At 58.7% G+C, this 16,444-nt stretch carries 17 protein-coding genes; 10 read left to right on the top strand and 7 right to left on the bottom strand.

What is annotated here, in order from left to right; genetic code table 11:
• The first annotated feature begins 95 nt into the window (after positions 1 to 95).
• Positions 96 to 956, top strand: coding sequence for a glycosyltransferase family 2 protein (locus AC2FJV_RS15475; RefSeq protein WP_496694512.1), 861 nt, complete (start codon positions 96 to 98; stop codon positions 954 to 956).
• Here AC2FJV_RS15475 and AC2FJV_RS15470 read toward each other — a convergent pair.
• Both AC2FJV_RS15470 and AC2FJV_RS15465 read right to left on the bottom strand, forming a co-directional pair.
• Positions 953 to 1,447, bottom strand: a complete 495-nt coding sequence (locus tag AC2FJV_RS15470) for a metal-dependent hydrolase (RefSeq protein WP_496714033.1) — start codon at positions 1,445 to 1,447, stop codon at positions 953 to 955. The genes AC2FJV_RS15475 and AC2FJV_RS15470 overlap by 4 nt on opposite strands.
• On the bottom strand, positions 1,447 to 2,217 hold the full coding sequence (locus AC2FJV_RS15465; RefSeq protein WP_142639185.1) for an FCD domain-containing protein: 771 nt from the start codon (positions 2,215 to 2,217) through the stop codon (positions 1,447 to 1,449). Before AC2FJV_RS15465 ends, AC2FJV_RS15470 begins: the two co-directional genes overlap by 1 nt.
• A gap of 150 nt (positions 2,218 to 2,367) precedes the next feature.
• Here AC2FJV_RS15465 and AC2FJV_RS15460 point away from each other — a divergent pair, with 150 nt between their 5' ends.
• From AC2FJV_RS15460 to AC2FJV_RS15440, 5 genes are all read left to right on the top strand, one after another.
• On the top strand, positions 2,368 to 3,558 hold the full coding sequence (locus AC2FJV_RS15460; protein WP_496714032.1) for an aminotransferase-like domain-containing protein: 1,191 nt from the start codon (positions 2,368 to 2,370) through the stop codon (positions 3,556 to 3,558).
• Positions 3,559 to 3,602: 44 nt separating this feature from the next.
• Positions 3,603 to 4,010, top strand: a complete 408-nt coding sequence (locus tag AC2FJV_RS15455) for a hypothetical protein (protein WP_281995869.1) — start codon at positions 3,603 to 3,605, stop codon at positions 4,008 to 4,010.
• Between the two features lie 140 nt (positions 4,011 to 4,150).
• On the top strand, positions 4,151 to 7,606 hold the full coding sequence (locus tag AC2FJV_RS15450) for a chromosome segregation SMC family protein (protein ID WP_496714031.1): 3,456 nt from the start codon (positions 4,151 to 4,153) through the stop codon (positions 7,604 to 7,606).
• Positions 7,607 to 7,660: 54 nt separating this feature from the next.
• Positions 7,661 to 8,011 carry a hypothetical protein gene (locus AC2FJV_RS15445; RefSeq protein WP_281973514.1) on the top strand — a complete coding sequence of 117 codons (351 nt, stop codon included), beginning with the start codon at positions 7,661 to 7,663 and terminating at the stop codon, positions 8,009 to 8,011.
• 162 nt (positions 8,012 to 8,173) lie between these two features.
• The gene (locus AC2FJV_RS15440; protein WP_496714030.1) at positions 8,174 to 8,971 is read left to right on the top strand and encodes a class II glutamine amidotransferase; all 798 of its coding nucleotides are present in this window, start codon (positions 8,174 to 8,176) and stop codon (positions 8,969 to 8,971) included.
• Positions 8,972 to 8,991: 20 nt separating this feature from the next.
• On the opposite strand, the gene AC2FJV_RS15435 is transcribed toward AC2FJV_RS15440, so the two are convergent.
• From AC2FJV_RS15435 to AC2FJV_RS15425, 3 genes are read right to left on the bottom strand one after another with little or no spacing between them, the layout of a single operon-like run.
• Positions 8,992 to 10,155, bottom strand: coding sequence for a lytic murein transglycosylase (locus tag AC2FJV_RS15435; protein ID WP_496714029.1), 1,164 nt, complete (start codon positions 10,153 to 10,155; stop codon positions 8,992 to 8,994).
• 11 nt (positions 10,156 to 10,166) lie between these two features.
• Positions 10,167 to 11,087 (bottom strand): adenosylcobinamide-phosphate synthase CbiB, encoded by a 921-nt coding sequence (cbiB, locus tag AC2FJV_RS15430; RefSeq protein ID WP_271951399.1) that lies wholly within the window; start codon positions 11,085 to 11,087, stop codon positions 10,167 to 10,169.
• Positions 11,084 to 12,049 carry a threonine-phosphate decarboxylase gene (locus AC2FJV_RS15425; protein WP_496690327.1) on the bottom strand — a complete coding sequence of 322 codons (966 nt, stop codon included), beginning with the start codon at positions 12,047 to 12,049 and terminating at the stop codon, positions 11,084 to 11,086. The genes cbiB and AC2FJV_RS15425 overlap by 4 nt, the downstream gene beginning before the upstream one ends.
• A gap of 183 nt (positions 12,050 to 12,232) precedes the next feature.
• Between AC2FJV_RS15425 and AC2FJV_RS15420 the strand changes: the two genes are divergently transcribed.
• The gene (locus AC2FJV_RS15420; RefSeq protein ID WP_281995887.1) at positions 12,233 to 12,595 is read left to right on the top strand and encodes a response regulator transcription factor; all 363 of its coding nucleotides are present in this window, start codon (positions 12,233 to 12,235) and stop codon (positions 12,593 to 12,595) included.
• Here the strand turns inward: AC2FJV_RS15420 and AC2FJV_RS15415 are convergent.
• Positions 12,577 to 13,566 carry a glutathione S-transferase family protein gene (locus tag AC2FJV_RS15415; protein WP_281995873.1) on the bottom strand — a complete coding sequence of 330 codons (990 nt, stop codon included), beginning with the start codon at positions 13,564 to 13,566 and terminating at the stop codon, positions 12,577 to 12,579. The two genes, AC2FJV_RS15420 and AC2FJV_RS15415, sit on opposite strands and share 19 nt — an antisense overlap.
• Positions 13,567 to 13,778: 212 nt before the next feature.
• On the opposite strand from AC2FJV_RS15415, the gene AC2FJV_RS15410 reads away from it, so the two are divergent.
• Entirely contained in the window at positions 13,779 to 14,132 is a 354-nt protein-coding gene (locus AC2FJV_RS15410; RefSeq protein WP_142639206.1) for a hypothetical protein, read from the top strand.
• Positions 14,133 to 14,167: 35 nt separating this feature from the next.
• On the opposite strand, the gene AC2FJV_RS15405 is transcribed toward AC2FJV_RS15410, so the two are convergent.
• Positions 14,168 to 15,340: a MalY/PatB family protein gene (locus AC2FJV_RS15405; protein WP_281995874.1), complete on the bottom strand. Its 1,173-nt coding sequence runs from the start codon at positions 15,338 to 15,340 to the stop codon at positions 14,168 to 14,170.
• 94 nt (positions 15,341 to 15,434) lie between these two features.
• Between AC2FJV_RS15405 and def (AC2FJV_RS15400) the strand changes: the two genes are divergently transcribed.
• Together def (AC2FJV_RS15400) and def (AC2FJV_RS15395) are read left to right on the top strand one after the other, a co-directional pair.
• Positions 15,435 to 15,953 carry a peptide deformylase gene (gene def, locus AC2FJV_RS15400; protein ID WP_271951383.1) on the top strand — a complete coding sequence of 173 codons (519 nt, stop codon included), beginning with the start codon at positions 15,435 to 15,437 and terminating at the stop codon, positions 15,951 to 15,953.
• On the top strand, positions 15,950 to 16,444 hold the full coding sequence (gene def, locus AC2FJV_RS15395) for a peptide deformylase (RefSeq protein WP_496714028.1): 495 nt from the start codon (positions 15,950 to 15,952) through the stop codon (positions 16,442 to 16,444). The genes def (AC2FJV_RS15400) and def (AC2FJV_RS15395) overlap by 4 nt, the downstream gene beginning before the upstream one ends.

The following is a 16,444-nucleotide window of genomic DNA, read 5'->3' as shown; positions in this document are numbered from 1 at the left end:
GACCGATTGTCTGCGTTACATATTCGGAAACACTCCAACCAATTTTGCGCCCGTGCGACGGCATATGCCGAAACCGGGCTGGATAAGAGCCCTTTATGACCGAATTGCCGACGATCAGTGTCGTTATTCCCAACCTGAACTGCGTCGATTTCATCGAACGGACAATCCTCTCTGTGCTTGAGCAGGAATATCCTAAGCTGGACCTGATCCTGACGGACGGCGGTAGCACCGATGGTTCGATGGAGGTGGTCGAAAAGTACCGCGATGCGTTTTCACATATCATCTCGGGCCCGGATACCGGGCAGGCCAACGCTGTAAACAAAGGCTTTGCAGTGGCCACGGGCGACGTAATGGGTTGGATCAATTCGGACGATGTTCTTATTCCCGGCGGCCTTGCCACGGTAGGATCGCTGTTTGCGTTGAACAAAAACATGAACTGGATGACTGGGCGGGTCACGTGCATTGACGAGGAAGACAATGTCCTGACTGTACGGCGCCCAAAGCCTGTTTCACGGGTAAGACTGCTTGCCGGGGATTATCAGTGGGTTCAGCAGGAATCGACCTATTGGCGGCGTGACCTATGGGATCAGGTCGGGGGCCAACTGAACGAGAACCTCAAGCTTGCCGTCGACGGAGAGTTATGGCTGCGGTTTTCGCGACATACCGATTTGGTGCCCGTGCATGCTCAGGTTGGGGCTTTCCGGTTCCGCAAAGGCCAGCGGTCCGAAGCGGCTGAGGCTTACCATGCGGAAATGCTTCAGGCGATTGAGGTCGAGCGTCAGGCGCAGAGCCGGTCGGATGACCTGATCGGGGCGATATTGGACACGCCGTTGGAATTGCGCTCTCGGACCGAAGCTGAAGGGTTGTTTCCGTCGCTGTCCAGTCAGGACCCGAAGGCAATGAAACGGCCAAATTTGTGGGTTCACAGTCTTAAGCGGCGGCTGAACGGAATTTAACCCTCAAGGCCCTGCTGTTTCTTGCGCCTGCTGGTCCACCACACATAGGCCGCCAGGAGAGTGATTGCGATTTCGATCTTGAAGGTCCAACGGCTTAGAAAAGATAAAATCCAATGAGAATGCGTGGCCTGAACAACCACCAGCGGGTGGGTGAATTCGGAAATTGGCCAAGCCCATGCCACTTCGCCAACGATCGAATCCAAGGTCATATGCACCAGACCCCCGGCGCCGAAGGCTGCAGTAATGAGTCCTGCGCGCGGGAATCTTAGCCTCAGCAGCAGGCCGAGCGCCAGGATGCCGAGCCAAAGCAGAGGGCGGTGTGTGAGGTATTCGTGATGGTGGTGGCTGCGATTGTCTACGAAATAGAACCACAGCAAATCGATATCCGGGGCGATGGAACCAATCATCGCAGCGGCAAACGCAGCTTTATCCAATCCGGGCGTCGCAGTGCGAAAGACCAGATACGCACCAGGTAGGTGCCCAATGAACATCAGTGCTGTCCTGTCTCATGGTCCAGGCGCTGCTGCGCAATGGCTTCGTTCCGCAGGGCTTTCTGGTGGTCTTCCATGCAGATGCGAACAAAGCCCAGATGCTCCTGGACTGCAACGCGCGCCGCCTCAGGGTCGCGAGCCTGCAGCGCTGAATTGATTTCCCGGTGCTGATCCAGAATGGCGTCTCGCGTCGTACGCTGCCGGAACATCATCTGCCGATTGTAGAAGACACCCTGTCGTAGCAGGTCAAACATCGACCGCATCATATGCAGCATGACCACGTTGTGACTGGCCTCAATGATGGCCATGTGGAACTGCGCATCCAGATGGGCCTCTTCCTCGGCCGCATTGCGGGCATGGGCGGCTTCCATCTTGTCAAAGATCGCCTGTACGACCTTCAGGTCGCTTTCCGACCCCAGTCTTGCCGCGCGTTCTGCTGCAAGCCCTTCCATGTCCCGGCGGAAGGACAGATAGTCGAAAACCGCCTCGTCATGGCTGCTGAACAACCGGATCAGAGCCGGTGAAAAAGCCGAGCCTAAGACTTCGGCAACATAGATTCCTGACCCCGCCTTGGCTGTCAGCAAACCCTGATGCTGAAGATCAGAAATCGCTTCGCGCAGTGAGGGGCGTGAAACGCCCAGACGGTCGGCCAGTTCCCGTTCTGCAGGCAAACGTTCTCCCGGGCGCAGAATCCCGCGCAGAATCAGCAACTCGATTTGTTTGACCACCGCAATGGACAGCTTTTCAGTTTGGATCTTTTGGAAGGGCATGGCGGCGCGTTTTCGAAATTGGTCAATTCATATGACCACGTATCCGGGCCTGGTTCAAGCAGGGGGGTGGAGTTGAATTTAGGTCAGCAATATTGACATTATAAAATTTGCACCTAGGGTGGGTCGCAACAGGGCAGGAGGAGGCCAAGGATGACCCAGAATCTGTTTGCAACGCGCGCGTCCCGGATGAAAGCATCGGAAATTCGCGAGTTGTTGAAACTTCTTGATCAGCCGGGAATCATCTCGTTCGCCGGCGGCATCCCAGACCCAAACCTGTTTCCCACCGAGGCCTTTGCCCAAGCTTGTCAGGCCGCTTTGAATGCTGGGCCGCAGGCGCTGCAATATTCAGTCAGCGAGGGCTATGGTCCATTGCGCGAATGGCTTGTGCAGCATATGCGCGAGATCGGCGTCGATTGTAGTGTCGATAACATCCTGATCACCTCGGGATCGCAACAGGCCTTGGATTATCTGGGCAAGCTCTATTTGTCGCCAGGGGATACTGCGTTGATCGGCTGGCCGACCTATCTGGGGGCGATCAACGCCTTTGATGCCTACGAGCCCCGGTTCGACCGTCTTATGCTTAATGGCAATAGAGGTGCCGCCGAATATTCCGAAGCCGCAGGCGAGGGCGCGGTCAAATTCGCTTATCTGTCGCCTGATTTCGCAAATCCAACCGGTGAGACCGTTGACCTACGTGGTCGAGAATACCTGCTGGATCTTGCCGATGATCTGAATATCGCAGTGATTGAGGACGGCGCCTATCAGGCTCTGCGCTATGAAGGAGATGCCATCCCTCCGGTTTTGGCGTTAGAACAGGCGCGAAAAGGGTCGATCGAGTCCTGCCGTACGATCTATTGCGGTAGCTTCTCGAAAACGCTGTCTCCCGGTTTGCGCGTTGGCTGGGTGGTGGCCGCCAAGCCCATTATCTCGCAACTGGTATTGGTCAAGCAAGCGGCGGATTTGCATTCGCCCACGTTGAACCAGATGGCGGTTGAGCAGGTAGCTCGCGCGCATTTTGACAGGCACATCCCGCTTTTGCGCCAGACCTATGGTGCCAGGCGCGATGCTATGCTGGAGGCGCTGCAACAGAACATGCCCGATGGTGTTCAGTGGACGCATCCGCAGGGCGGCATGTTTATCTGGGTGACTCTGCCTACTGGTATGAACGGGGCAGACCTGCTGGCCCGTGCGCTCGACACAGTGAAACTGGCCTTTGTGCCGGGTCGGGCCTTTTTCGCAGATGGTTCGGGCGCCAATACGATCCGGTTGAGTTTCTCGAACTCGGATGAGGATACGATCCGCGAAGGTATTCGCCGCTTGGGAACAGTACTTAGGGCCTGAGCGAAGGAAAGGTTCTGTTAACCAGTTTTGGCAATGATGCGGATATGATCCGGATTTTGTCTTTTCTGATGCTGGCAGCATGTTCGGCCGGGACCCCTCACTTTCGCGATGTTCAGGTGACGCGTATCGCTGTGAATGGCAGCGTATTTGATGTTCGCGTGCGCGGAGATCTGGCCGAAGCCGTTCGGGTTAATTCGCAATACGCTCCGCGTCTTGGCCCGATCCGCGAACGAGCGGCCATGGCGATGGCTCAGGTCTCGGGATGCCCGATACTGGATGTCCTGGGCGACGCGGCCGTGACCGTTGGCGTTTTGGGTTGTGACCGCGCCATGGGCAAGCGGTTGCTGCTGACGGCGGTTTCAGTCCCGAATTACGAATGCATTGATACCGGGCTGTTTCAAGACCTTGGTAACGGCGACGGCTATCAGGTCTTTGAGTGTACAGCCTACTGAATCGCGCTTTTTCTTGCGGATTTAGGCAAGATGTTGTGGATAAGTGGGCCATATATCCCATATCCTGCGCGACTCCGTTGACTCACCCCCAATCCGTTGCGCAGACTTCGAAGGTATAGGAATCACGGGACCCATTGCCTTTGCGCTTTAGCAAACTCAAACTCACCGGCTTCAAAAGCTTTGTTGATCCGACCGATCTGATTATCGCGGATGGGTTGACCGGTGTTGTGGGCCCTAATGGTTGTGGCAAATCCAATCTGCTGGAAGCTCTGCGTTGGGTGATGGGGGAAAACCGACCCAAATCCATGCGCGGTGGCGCGATGGAAGATGTGATTTTCGCCGGGGCCGCCACGCGGCCGGCCCGCAATTTTGCCGAAGTTGTGCTGACCATGGACAACTCCGAGCGGCTCGCGCCCTCGGGTTTCAATGACAGCGACCAGCTTGAGATTGTCCGCCGCATCACCCGAGATGTCGGCAGCGCCTATAAGACCAATGGCAAGGATGTGCGGGCGCGTGATGTGCAGATGTTGTTCGCCGACGCCTCAACGGGTGCGCATTCTCCGGCGCTGGTCGGACAGAACCGCATTGCCGAACTGATTAACGCCAAACCCCGCTCTCGCCGCCGCATTCTGGAAGAGGCGGCCGGAATTTCGGGCCTCTATCAGCGCCGACACGAGGCCGAGTTGAAGCTGAAGGGTACCGAGGCCAACCTGACCCGTGTGGATGACGTGCTGGAACAACTGGGCGGACAGCTGGCGCAGCTGGCCCGTCAGGCGCGTCAGGCCGCCCGCTATCGCGAAATCGGAGAGCAGCTGCGCCAAGCCGAAGGCATGTTGCTCTATCGTCGCTGGAAAGAGGCCGACATGGCCCGCCAGCAGGCCGAGGAAAAGCTGCGCGAACGCCTGACCGAGGCGTCGCGCGCCGAAGCTGAAGCACGCTCTGCCGTCGCCAATCGGGCCGAAATCGAAGAAACCCTGCCGCCCCTGCGCGAGGAAGAGGCCATTGCCGCCGCCGTCCTGCAGCGCCAACAGGTGCAGCGGGATCAGCTGTCGGATAAGGAAACCCGCGCCCGTCAGACGATTGAAACATTGACTAATCGCATTCAGCAGCTTGGTAACGATATCGAGCGCGAGGCCGGGCTGAACCGCGATGCGGGGCAGATGATCGAACGGCTGGAATGGGAAGCTCGTGAATTGGCCAAAGCTGCCGATGGCCACGACGAAAAAGTCGCCGAGGCCGCCGAGGTCGCGCGCGAAGCGGCCGCTGTCCTGCAAGACCGCGAAGACCACTTGTCACAAGAGACTGAGGATATGGCGCGTCTGGTTGCGCGCCACCAGTCCGGCCAGCGATTGGTCGACGACAGCCGCAAAACGCTGGCCAGGTCGGAAGGTGAAGAGGAAAAGGCCCGCGCAGCGGTGGATGAGGCGAAAACAGCCCTGACCCGCGCCGCCGAGGCATTTGAGGCCGCGCAAGAGGGTGAAGAAGAGGCTCGCGAGGCCTCTGAAGCCGCCGAAGAGGCACTGGCCGCCGCTGACGAGTTACGTAATGAAACCCAGGGCCGCGAGGCCGAGGCCCGTGCGAAAAGATCCGAAGCTGAAGGTGAGCTGGGTGCGATCCGCGCCGAAACCACAGCTCTGGCCAAGCTGGTTGAACGGGATACCGCAGAAGGCGGGCAGGTGCTCGACATGCTGCGTGTGGCTCCGGGTTATGAAAAGGCATTGGGCGCTGCGCTTGCGGATGATCTGAGGGCACCCTTGGTCGAGGGCGACGGGCCATCAGGCTGGGTACCGGTTGCTGGCTATGATGCCGATCAATCGCTGCCCAATGGGGCCGAGCCGCTGGCCTTGCATGTATCCGGTCCTGATCGCCTCAGCCGCCGGATCGCGCAGATCGGTTTGGTTGACGCGGATCAGGGCGCACGCTTGCAAGCCTCGCTTAAACCCGGTCAACGGTTGGTTTCGCGTTCGGGCGATCTGTGGCGGTGGGACGGATTCCGTGCCTGGGCCGAGGATGCGCCAAGTGCGGCCGCCCTGCGGCTTGAACAGCTCAACAAACTTGAGGCACTGAAACAGGAACTGGCCCGGACTGAGGCGCAGGCCGACGGTGCCCGCGCCGCGCACGAGACGCTGTCGCAACAACTGGCCGACGTGACCGAGGCTGACCGCCGCGCCCGCGAGGCACGCCGCGCCGCCGATCAGCGCATGGCTGAAACCGCGCGTCTGCTCAGCAGGGCCGAGGCCGATCGCAATCTGGCGCAGGGCAGGCTGGAAACGCTGGCGCTTGCCGTTGATCGCCACAAAGAGGACGCCATGTCCGCCCGTGCCCAGCTGCGCGAGGCCGAGGGCGCCTTGACCGGTCTGGGCAATCTCGACAATGCCCGCGCGCAGGTCGAAGACATCAAACAGACGGTCGAGGCGGCGCGGATCACGATGCTGACTCACCGCTCGTCCCATGACGAGCTGCGCCGCGAGGGCGAGGCCCGTACCCGCCGTACACAAGAGGTCACCAAGGACCTCAGCGGTTGGCGGCACCGCCTGGACAGCGCCGAAAAGCGAATCTCGGAACTGGCCGAGCGCAAGGAAAGTTCCGAGGAAGAGCTATCCGAAGCGATGGCTGCTCCGGGCGAAATCGCCGAGGCGCGTGAAGAGTTGAACGAATTGATCGAAACTGCCGAAGCCCGCCGGGCCGAGGCCGCCGACAAGTTGGCTGCCGCCGAGGCCCGCCAGCGAGAGATTGTGCTGGCTGAGCGCGAAGCGGAACGTTTGGCTTCGGAGGCGCGCGAAAGCCGCGCCGCCGCTGAGGCGCGCTGTGATGCAGCCAAAGAGGCCGTATCGGCAGCGGCCGAGCGTATCGCTGAGGATCAACAGCTAACCCCGAACCAGTTGCTGAACCAGCTGGATGTGAATCCCGACCAGATGCCAGCTGCTGATGCTCTTGAGGCCGAGGTCAACCGCCACAAACGCCAGCGAGATGCGATGGGCGCGGTAAACCTGCGTGCCGAAGAGGACAGCAAAGATGTTCAGGAAGAATTCGACACGCTGAACGGCGAAAAGGCCGATCTCGAAGAGGCGATCAAAGCGCTGCGCAGCGGCATCTCCAGCCTCAACCGCGAAGGACGCGAACGGCTACTGACCGCGTTTGAACAGGTGAATTCGAACTTCGCCATGTTGTTCAAGCATCTCTTTGGTGGTGGCGAGGCCAATCTGGTCATGGTCGAAAGCGACGACCCGCTGGATGCCGGCCTTGAAATCATGTGCCAGCCGCCGGGCAAGAAATTGTCGACGCTCAGCCTGCTTTCGGGCGGTGAACAGACCCTGACCGCGACGGCCCTGATCTTTGGCGTCTTTCTGGCGAACCCGGCTCCGATCTGTGTTCTGGACGAGGTCGATGCGCCGCTGGATGATGCCAACGTGACCCGGTTCTGCGACCTTCTGGACGAGATGTGCCGCCAGACCGACACACGGTTCCTGATCATCACCCACCACGCGGTGACCATGGCGCGGATGGATCGTCTGTTCGGCGTCACCATGCAAGAACAGGGTGTCAGCCAGCTGGTCTCGGTTGATCTGAAGAAAGCCGAACAGATGGTCGCCTGACCTCTCACTGCAACGTTATGAGCGGTTTCGTAAGAATTGGGTTAGTCTGCTGCCATGACCCGTTTCCTGATCATCGCCCTACTGACTGCTACCCCTTTAGGGGCCGCGGAATGGACGACCAAGCCCGATGACGTCCCCCTGACCCAACAAGAGTTGACGGCGCTGGCGGGTCGGACGCTGACCTTTTATGATGACGGGCAGTCGCGATATTCGGCTGGCGGGGCCTATTCCTATACCTATGCCAGCGGAGAATCTGCGTTCGGAACCTATTCCATCGCGGAGGATGGCAGTATCTGCGTCCAATACAGAAACGGGTTCGGTCGATGTGATCTTTATGTCCTGAGTGCTGGACGCCTGATCCTGATCACGGAAAAGGGAGAGCGTTTCCCAGTACGGCCCGAGTGACATTCAAGAAACCGGGGCATCTGTTGAAAATGATCTGAAAATTTGGATCTTTGGTGGTCATTTAATCGTAATATTTCAAAATTAGATGGGGATCAGGGGCGAATTCTCACCCCGCGTTGTTGTAAGTTCCCGTATCAACAACGGATCAAAAGAGGCGGGTCGATGTGCAGATTTCTGGCTTGGGCGGGTGCGAAACGGTTTCTGGACGAACTTGTCATGGACCAGGAACAGTCGCTGGTGCATCAAAGCAGAAACGCCCTGATTGGCAAAACGCCGATCAACGCGGATGGTTTTGGGTTGGCCTGGTATTCCGGGCGCGAAACGCCGTGTTTTTACAAAGACACCAACCCGGCTTGGTCGGATGCCAACCTGAAACAGTTGACCCATCACACGAAATCGCACCTGTTCCTGGCGCATGTACGTGCCTCAACTGGGACCGCCACGTCGCGGAACAACTGCCATCCTTTTGGCTGTAGTAAGTGGAGCTTTATGCATAACGGGCAGGCAGGTGGCCATGACCGTATCCGCCAACAGCTTGACGGGATGATACCGGGCCACCTGTACGATCATCGCCTTGGCGCAACTGAAAGCGAGGCGATTTTTCTGATCGCCCATGGCGAAGGGTTGGACGCCGAACCCATCGCCGCGATGGAGCGTGCGGTGCACCGTGTCGAAGTGCTTGCCCGCGCCAAAGGAAGCCTACCCCATATGCGCTTTGCCGCCTGCTGGTCCGATGGAGATCGCCTGTTTGCTGCGCGCTATGCCTCGGACCGTTTCGCACCCAGCCTGCATTACAGGCCCTGCGATGATGGGATCATTATCGCGTCTGAGCCGCTGGATGCGAAGAATGGCGATTGGGCCGAGATCCCGGCAAATACCGCCATCGAGACACGCGGCGATAGGCTGCAGATGCATGTGTTTGAGCCGAACGGGCGATCTTTGGACGCCGAAGTCGCCTAGATCGCCGTATCGAAGAGCGACTAGAGCCGGTTCAACAACTCAGCCGTTGGCCAGGCATCCGCAGGCAGGCCTAGTCGTGCTTGCTCTGACTGGACAGCCGCGCGGGTCCCTGCGCCCAGAATCCCGTCGATCTTGCCCACATTATGGCCGCGCGCCTGCAGCTTGCTTTGCAGCTGCTTCATCTGTGCACCAGATAAGCCTTGGGCCGCGTTGCCCGCGTCATAGACCTGTGCCCCTTCAAGCCGGGTGCCGAAATAGGCGGCGGTCAGCACATAGACAAAGCTCTGATTCCATTCGAAATACACATCAAAATTTGGATAGGCCAGAAAGGCAGGCCCGTTATGCCCTTGCGGTAGGATCAGCGAGGCGGGCAGGTTGGTGAGGGACCCGTTGCGTGCCTGAACGCCCATCGCCTGCCAGTCAGAAACCGAACGCGGTTTGCCCGGGCCCGATAGCGACCAATCCATCCGTGCGGGTACGGTGACCTCTTGCAGCCAAGGCTGCCCCGGTTGCCAGCCCAGATGCGACAGCATCTTGGCGCCCGACATAAGCGCATCGGGCGCAGAGGTTTTTAGCGAAACCTTGCCGTCACCATCGCCATCGACCCCGTTTTCCAGAATGTCTCGGGGCAGCATCTGCACCATTCCAATCTCGCCAGCCCAGGCACCTGACGTGCGGGCCGGGTAGAAATTTCCCCGGCTGTACAGCTCAATCGCGGCGAACACCTGAGGCCGGAACAATTCTGGACGACGGCAATCATGCGCCAGCGTCACCAGCGCGTTGCGGGTGTTGAAATCCCCCTGAAACGCCCCGTAATCCGTTTCGAACGCCCAAAATGCCAACAGCACCCCGCGCGAGACACCATATTGTTGCTCGATCCGGTCAAACACCGCGTCGTATTTGCGCGACATGGCCTGACCCCGGTCGATCCGGTTTTGTGAAATCAGGTGTCGCGAAAAATCAATGAACGGTTTCTGGAACACGCCCTGTGCCCGGTCGGCTTTCAATACCGCGTTGTCTTGTTGCACACCTTTGAAGAAGGCATTGACGGTGGATTTGTCAAAGCCTTGCTGAACGGCCTCGGCCTTCAACCCCTTCACGAAGGAATTGAAACCCCCGCCACATTGGGCAAACGCAGGTGAAGCAAACAAGGCGGCGGCAACAAGGCCGGAAAGAAAACGCATGGACAGGTCCGTCAGATTATGAAGCTGACCCCAACCCACACTGACACGAGGCCAAGCGCAAGCCCCCATATCCTCCAAAGCATGTCGCATGCGCGGAAAACCTCTGGCGCGCCGATGTCGCGCGGGGCCTCGCCGTTGACCCAAGCCAGATCCCTGAGCTGCCCGTCATAGCTGCGCGGCCCGGCAAGGGCCACGCTCAGCGCGCGTGCCATTGCCGCCTCGGGCCAGCCAGCGTTGGGAGAGATATGGCGGCGCGCATCGCCCACCATCTGCTCCCATTTCGCCCATTGGTTTGACAAGATGACGATCAATAGAAAGGTCAGTCGTGCCGGGACCAGGTTCAGGACATCGTCCAACCGCGCAGCTGCCCATCCGAAATCGCGGTATTTATCCGTGCGATAGCCGACCATGCTGTCGGCAGTATTGATCGCCTTGTAAACCAGAAGCCCTGGCAGGCCACCCACCAGAAACCAGAAGGCCGGCGCGATGACTCCGTCGCTGAGGTTTTCAGCCGCGCTCTCGATCGCGGATCGGGCGACCTGTGCTTCGGTCATGTCCTTGGTGTCGCGTGACACGATCATGGCGACCTTCGCGCGCCCATCGACCAGCGAGGTCTGCAAACCCTCGCCAACAGCGCGAACATGTTCCACCAGCGATTTTTGTGCCAACAGCACAGCGCAGATGATGGTGCCGATGATCGGGCCAAGCAAAGACAGAAGCCCCCCAAGCCCAGCGGCACCTGCGACCAGCAGCGCGGCAACAGCTATGCCCTTAAGGCGACGGTACGAGTCATGGTTCAGGCGGTCGTCAAGCCACTCGATGAGTTTACCAATCATAACGGCGGGGTGCCGGATGCGCGACCACAGCCAATCCGGCTCGCCCAGTGCCGCATCCAGACACATGGCGCAGACCAAGATAAAGGCGGTACTCACAGGGCCGCCTCAAGCCGCGCCCAGCCATCTGCCGGTGGCAGGCCAAGGCGCAGATAGGTTTGCGAATAGGGGAATACACGAGTCCAGATATGTGCGCGGGCCAGACGGTCTTGCCAGGCACTGGCGTCGTCGACCTGATAGAGCCGGAACAGGCTGGTGCCGCCGATCAGCTGCGCGCCTTTCTGCGTTACCATCCGATCCATCCGGGCGGCATCGGCCGCCAAAAGCAGGCGGGTCTCGTCAGCCCAGGCCGTGTCGCGCAGCGCTTGCTCTCCGATCCGCAAGGCGGGACCTGAGACCGCCCAAGGCCCGGTCAGATCGTTCAAACGTGCGATCAGATCAGAGCGTGCGATGGCAAATCCCAGCCGTAGCCCCGCCAGCCCCCAAAACTTGCCAAAGCTTTTCAGCACGATAACTCCGGGCCGGTCGGCAAGATGGATCAGCGAGGCATCGGGCGTGACGTCGCAAAAGCTCTCGTCGATAATCGTCAGGGGGGCATCCACATCGCCCACGCTCCAGATGCGCCCATCTGGGTTGTTGGGGTGCACGATCACGCGTGCCTCAACTGGGCCGGAGTTCTGTAGTGTCCAGCCCTGCGCGGCAAAGGCGGCGGCATGTTCGTTATAGGTCGGAGTGGTAATCTGAACTCGGCCGGTTGCAGCCAGCGCAGGAATGCGGGCGATCAGAGCAGATGCGCCGGGCGCAGGCAGGATCTCTGCACCCTCGGGAACTGACCAGAAACTGCGGGCCGCATCGGCCAGCCGTTCAAATGCGCGATGGTCGGGCAATTCCATCCAATCCGATGGGGTGAGCCCGGCAACCTCGTATGGAACCGGATTGATTCCGGTGGACAGGTCGATCCAATCGGTTCGCTTACCGCCATAAACTGACATGGCCCCATCCAGCCCACCGCCATGGTCCCGAGCGGCCCGCGGATTCAAATCTCTATTTTCGCGCGCCATCGGGCCCCTCGCCGGAATCACCAAATTTTGCCTGTTTCAAGCGGATTTCTGCCAGTTTTACAAGCAAATCCGCGTGATCAGGGGCGTGCTCCGTCTCGGTTAACACTTTGTTAATGAATTGGCGTGAACACAAACCTTAGGGGTCGGCACCACTCACCAATATAAGTGCCGAGGTTGTTGATGATGAATGTACTGATTGTTGAGAGTAACCCTGATTTAGGTCGGGTCTGGAAAAGGCATCTTGAGCGACAGGGTGCCGAGGTCACGCTTGTGACCGGGCAAGAGGATGCGATCCTTGCCCTTTATGGTGCCGAATTTGAGATCATCGTGATGGATCTGGTGCTGGAAACCGGTAGCGCCTTGGCCGTGGCTGATTTTGCCAGCTATCGCAGGCCCGAGGCCCGGGTGATCTTCGTGACCAACACCACTTTCTTTTCGGATGGCTCGATCTTTGCCCATAGCCCGAATGCCTGCGCTTATGTGCAAAGCTGCACGCCGCCAGAGGATCTGGCGGCGATGGTTGAGCATTACGCGGCGGGGCGCTGATCGCGCCCATGGGGCTCCAGATAGTTCAGGATCGGGTTCGTCGGGATGATCCGGTGCGGGTTAATGCTCTCATGGCTGTAGTGATAGTGGCGCACGATATGGTTTAAGTTCACGGTCCGCGCGACACCCGGCCACTGGTACAGCTCGCGGGTATAGGCCCACAGGTTGGGATAGTCGATCAGACGCCGCCGGTTGCATTTGAAATGCAGATGGTAGACCGGATCAAACCGGATCAGCGTGGTGAACAACCGCCAGTCGGCCTCGGTGATGCGGTCGCCCATCAGATAGCGGCTGGTGGACAGCCGGTCTTCGAGCCAGTCCAGCGTGTCAAAGAGCGGGCCAACGGCTGCGTCATATGCCGCCTGGCTGGTGGCAAAGCCGGATTTGTAGACCCCGTTATTGATGTCGGAATAGACGCGGGCATTGACCTGTTCGATTTCGTCACGCATCGCCTCGGGCCAGTAATCATCGGTGTTCCCGGTGATCCCGTCAAAGGCCGAGTTGAACATCCGGATGATTTCCGAACTTTCGTTTGAGACGATGGTTTCCTGTTCCTTGTCCCACAGGATCGGAACGGTTACGCGCCCCGAATAGGTCGGGTCAGCCTTGGTATAGATTTGGTGGGTATAGTCCATTCCGTACAGTACGTCGCCCGCCGCCCCGTGTTCGTCGGTTGCAAATGTCCATCCCTTGGTCAGCATGTCTGGGTGTACGACCGAAACCGGGATCAGATCGGACAGCTCTTTCAGTTCGCGGAATATCAGTGTCCTGTGGGCCCAGGGGCAGGCATGGCTGACATAAAGATGGTACCGGTCAGGTTCGGCTTTGAAGCCGCCCGTGCCGGAGGGTCCGGCACTGCCATCAGCGGTCAACCAGTTGCGAAATTGCGCCGCGCTACGCTTGAAGGCGCCGCCTGTGGATTTGGTATCATACCATGTGTCGTGCCATTTGCCGTCGACCAATAGGCCCATGCTTGGATCCTCCGTAATGCGGTTTCCCGGAACATACGCTTTGAAGGGAACCGATCCTATGCGAGCCGCCGCGCATTGTGCCTGCGTTTTCGCACAGGTTGGAATGGGATTTCCGTGCAACAGGTTTGGATTCGACCGCGTTGAGTGATCGGCTTCACTGGATTTTTACAGTCTACGTTCCAAAATAGAGTCCGCTGCGGGGGAGTTTTGATATGAGTACCTATGTTTCCAAAGAAATCAGCGCCGAATTGGATGCTGCGCGAATCGCGAGTCTGAAGAAAACCAGCCGACTTCGTGTCGAATTGGGTGACAATACCTACAAAATTCTCCGATTGTGGAAGGATGGCTTCACCGTAGAGGCCGCGACCACGCCTCGATTGCGCGGTTTGGTCGATATCTACGATGGCGCGCGTCACTTATATCAATGCCTGATCATTGCCGATGAATGTGAGGCAGGCGAAATGCGCTATGAATTCAAGCGCAGCACGGCCGCCTCCGACAAGGCCCCTTTGGATTTCTATCGATCTCCGGACGCGCCCATCGCGCTGCTTGGAAACAAGGACTAGGCATTTGCCCATCGGGTCTGCCGATGGGCATCCCGCTATTGCAGATCGGAAAACGCGTGTTTCAGCCGTTTGCTGGCCTCTTCAACACGCCCGCGTTGCGTCGCAAGATTGAACCGCTCGAATGTCTCTCCGCCCGCACCAAAGCCGGGGCCGGGCGAGGTGGCGATTTTTGCATCCTCGCGCAGACGTCGGGTAAATTCTGCGTGGTCCATTCCGGTGCCCGAGAAATCAATCCAAGCCAAAAAGGTTGCCTGTAGGGGCATTGACCACAGGCCAGGGATTTCTGCGATTGCAGCGTCAAAGATTTTTCGGTTGCTATCAAGATGGGCGATCTGTTCATCCACCCAAGCGGCCCCTTCAGGCGAATAGGCAGCGGTGATCATTGCGACTCCCAATGCGCTGGGATCATAATCCAGTGTCTGGATTCGGCGGCGCATCGCGGCGCGCAGGTCCGGGTCGGGAATGATCATATTCCCCGTCCGTTGACCTGCGATGTTGAAGGTCTTGGACGCTGCAGTCAGTGTCACGGTCCAGGGCCGCGCATCCAGCGCGGCGACATCCATCGGAACAAAGGTCGTGCCGGGATAGACCAGATCGTGGTGAATCTCATCCGATACCAGAATCAGGCTGTTCCGTTCCGCAAATGCCGCGACTGCGCGCAATTCCTCTGGCGTCCAGACCCGGCCCGAGGGGTTCTGAGGCGAGCACCACAAAAGCATCTTCTCGGTTCCGTCCAGCCGCGACTGCGCGTCTTCCAGATCAAGGCCATAGCCGTCGCCGTCGCGCATCAGGGGGCACTCCACTACGCGCCGACCTGACTTGTTCACCTTATGTGCAAACTCATGGTAGACGGGTGTAAAGATGACCACTCCGTCGCCCGGACTGGTCCAGACATCGAGGCAGAGCGCAATCGCATTTCCCAGACCCTGCGACGTCAGAATCCAATCAGAATCGATCTCCCACCCGTGGCGGTTCTTCATCCACCATTGGACGGAATTCAGGTAGTCCGGGTGCATCCAGGAATATCCGAAAACACCGTGATCCGCCGCGTTACGCACAGCGCCGATCACACAAGGCGCCGTAGAATAGTCGGAATCGGCCGTCCACATTGCCAGACTGTCATCCGGCGAAAGGCCATACAGCTTTTCAAGCTTGTCCCATTTCGAACTGTTAGTGCCGCGGCGGTCGATCAGGTCGTTGAATGTCATATCTGCTCCATCTGTCCGGATGAAAGCTAGCCGCATATTCGGCAGGTGCAAGGGGGGCGTTGCGGCTTAGGGCGTGATGGCCTAAATCAACCTCATGAAACGCAATATACTGATCCATCCCGACCCCCGCCTGAAAAAGATCTGCTCTCCCGTAGTGGATCTGACGGACGAATTGCGCCAGCTGGCTGATGACATGCTTGAGACGATGTATGATGCGCCTGGTATCGGGCTGGCAGCGCCTCAGATTGGGATGCTGGACCGGCTGATTGTTATGGACTGTGTCAAGGAAGAGGGCGAGGCACCGCGCCCGCTGATCATGTTCAACCCCGAAGTGGTCGCGTCGTCTGACGAGACGAATGTCTATGAAGAAGGTTGTCTTTCGATCCCCGAACAATTCGCCGAAGTCACGCGCCCAAAGGTCGTGGATGTGGCTTGGATCGATCGTGACGGTAACGCGCAGCGGGAAACATTCGATGGCCTTTGGGCAACCTGTGTCCAGCATGAGATTGACCACCTGAACGGGAAGCTGTTCATCGACTATCTCAAGCCTATGAAACGCCAGATGATCACCCGAAAAATGCAAAAGCTGAAACGCGAGCAGGCGCGCGAATGACCGTTCGTACCTGCCTGCCATGGCCTGATAAGCGCCTGCGGACCAAAGCCGAAGATATCACCGAAATTACTGACGAGGTTCGTGCCATCTGGGATGACATGATCGACACGATGGAGGCGATGCCCGGCGTCGGCCTTGCCGCACCGCAGATCGGCGTGATGCTCCGGCTGGCGGTGGTCGATGGCTCGACCGAGAGGGGGCGGGCCGTGCGGCTGGCAAACCCTGAGATCCTGCACAGATCGGTCGAATTGCGCGAGCATGAAGAAGCCAGCCCAAACTTGCCTGGCGTGTCGGCTAAGGTGAAACGTCCCCGGGCTGTGACGGTAAAGTTTCTCAACGAAAATGGCATCATCGACCGCCGTGACTTTGTCGGGATCGAAGCCACCAGCGTGCAGCACCAGATCGACCATCTAAACGGGCGGATGTATTTCGACAGGCTCAGCAAGGTCAAACGCGACATTCTGCTGCGCAAAGCTAAAAAGCTGGGGTAG

It is taken from the genome of Ruegeria sp. CDSA241, from assembly GCF_059611265.1.
This window is presented reverse-complemented; position numbering and strand designations above follow the sequence as displayed.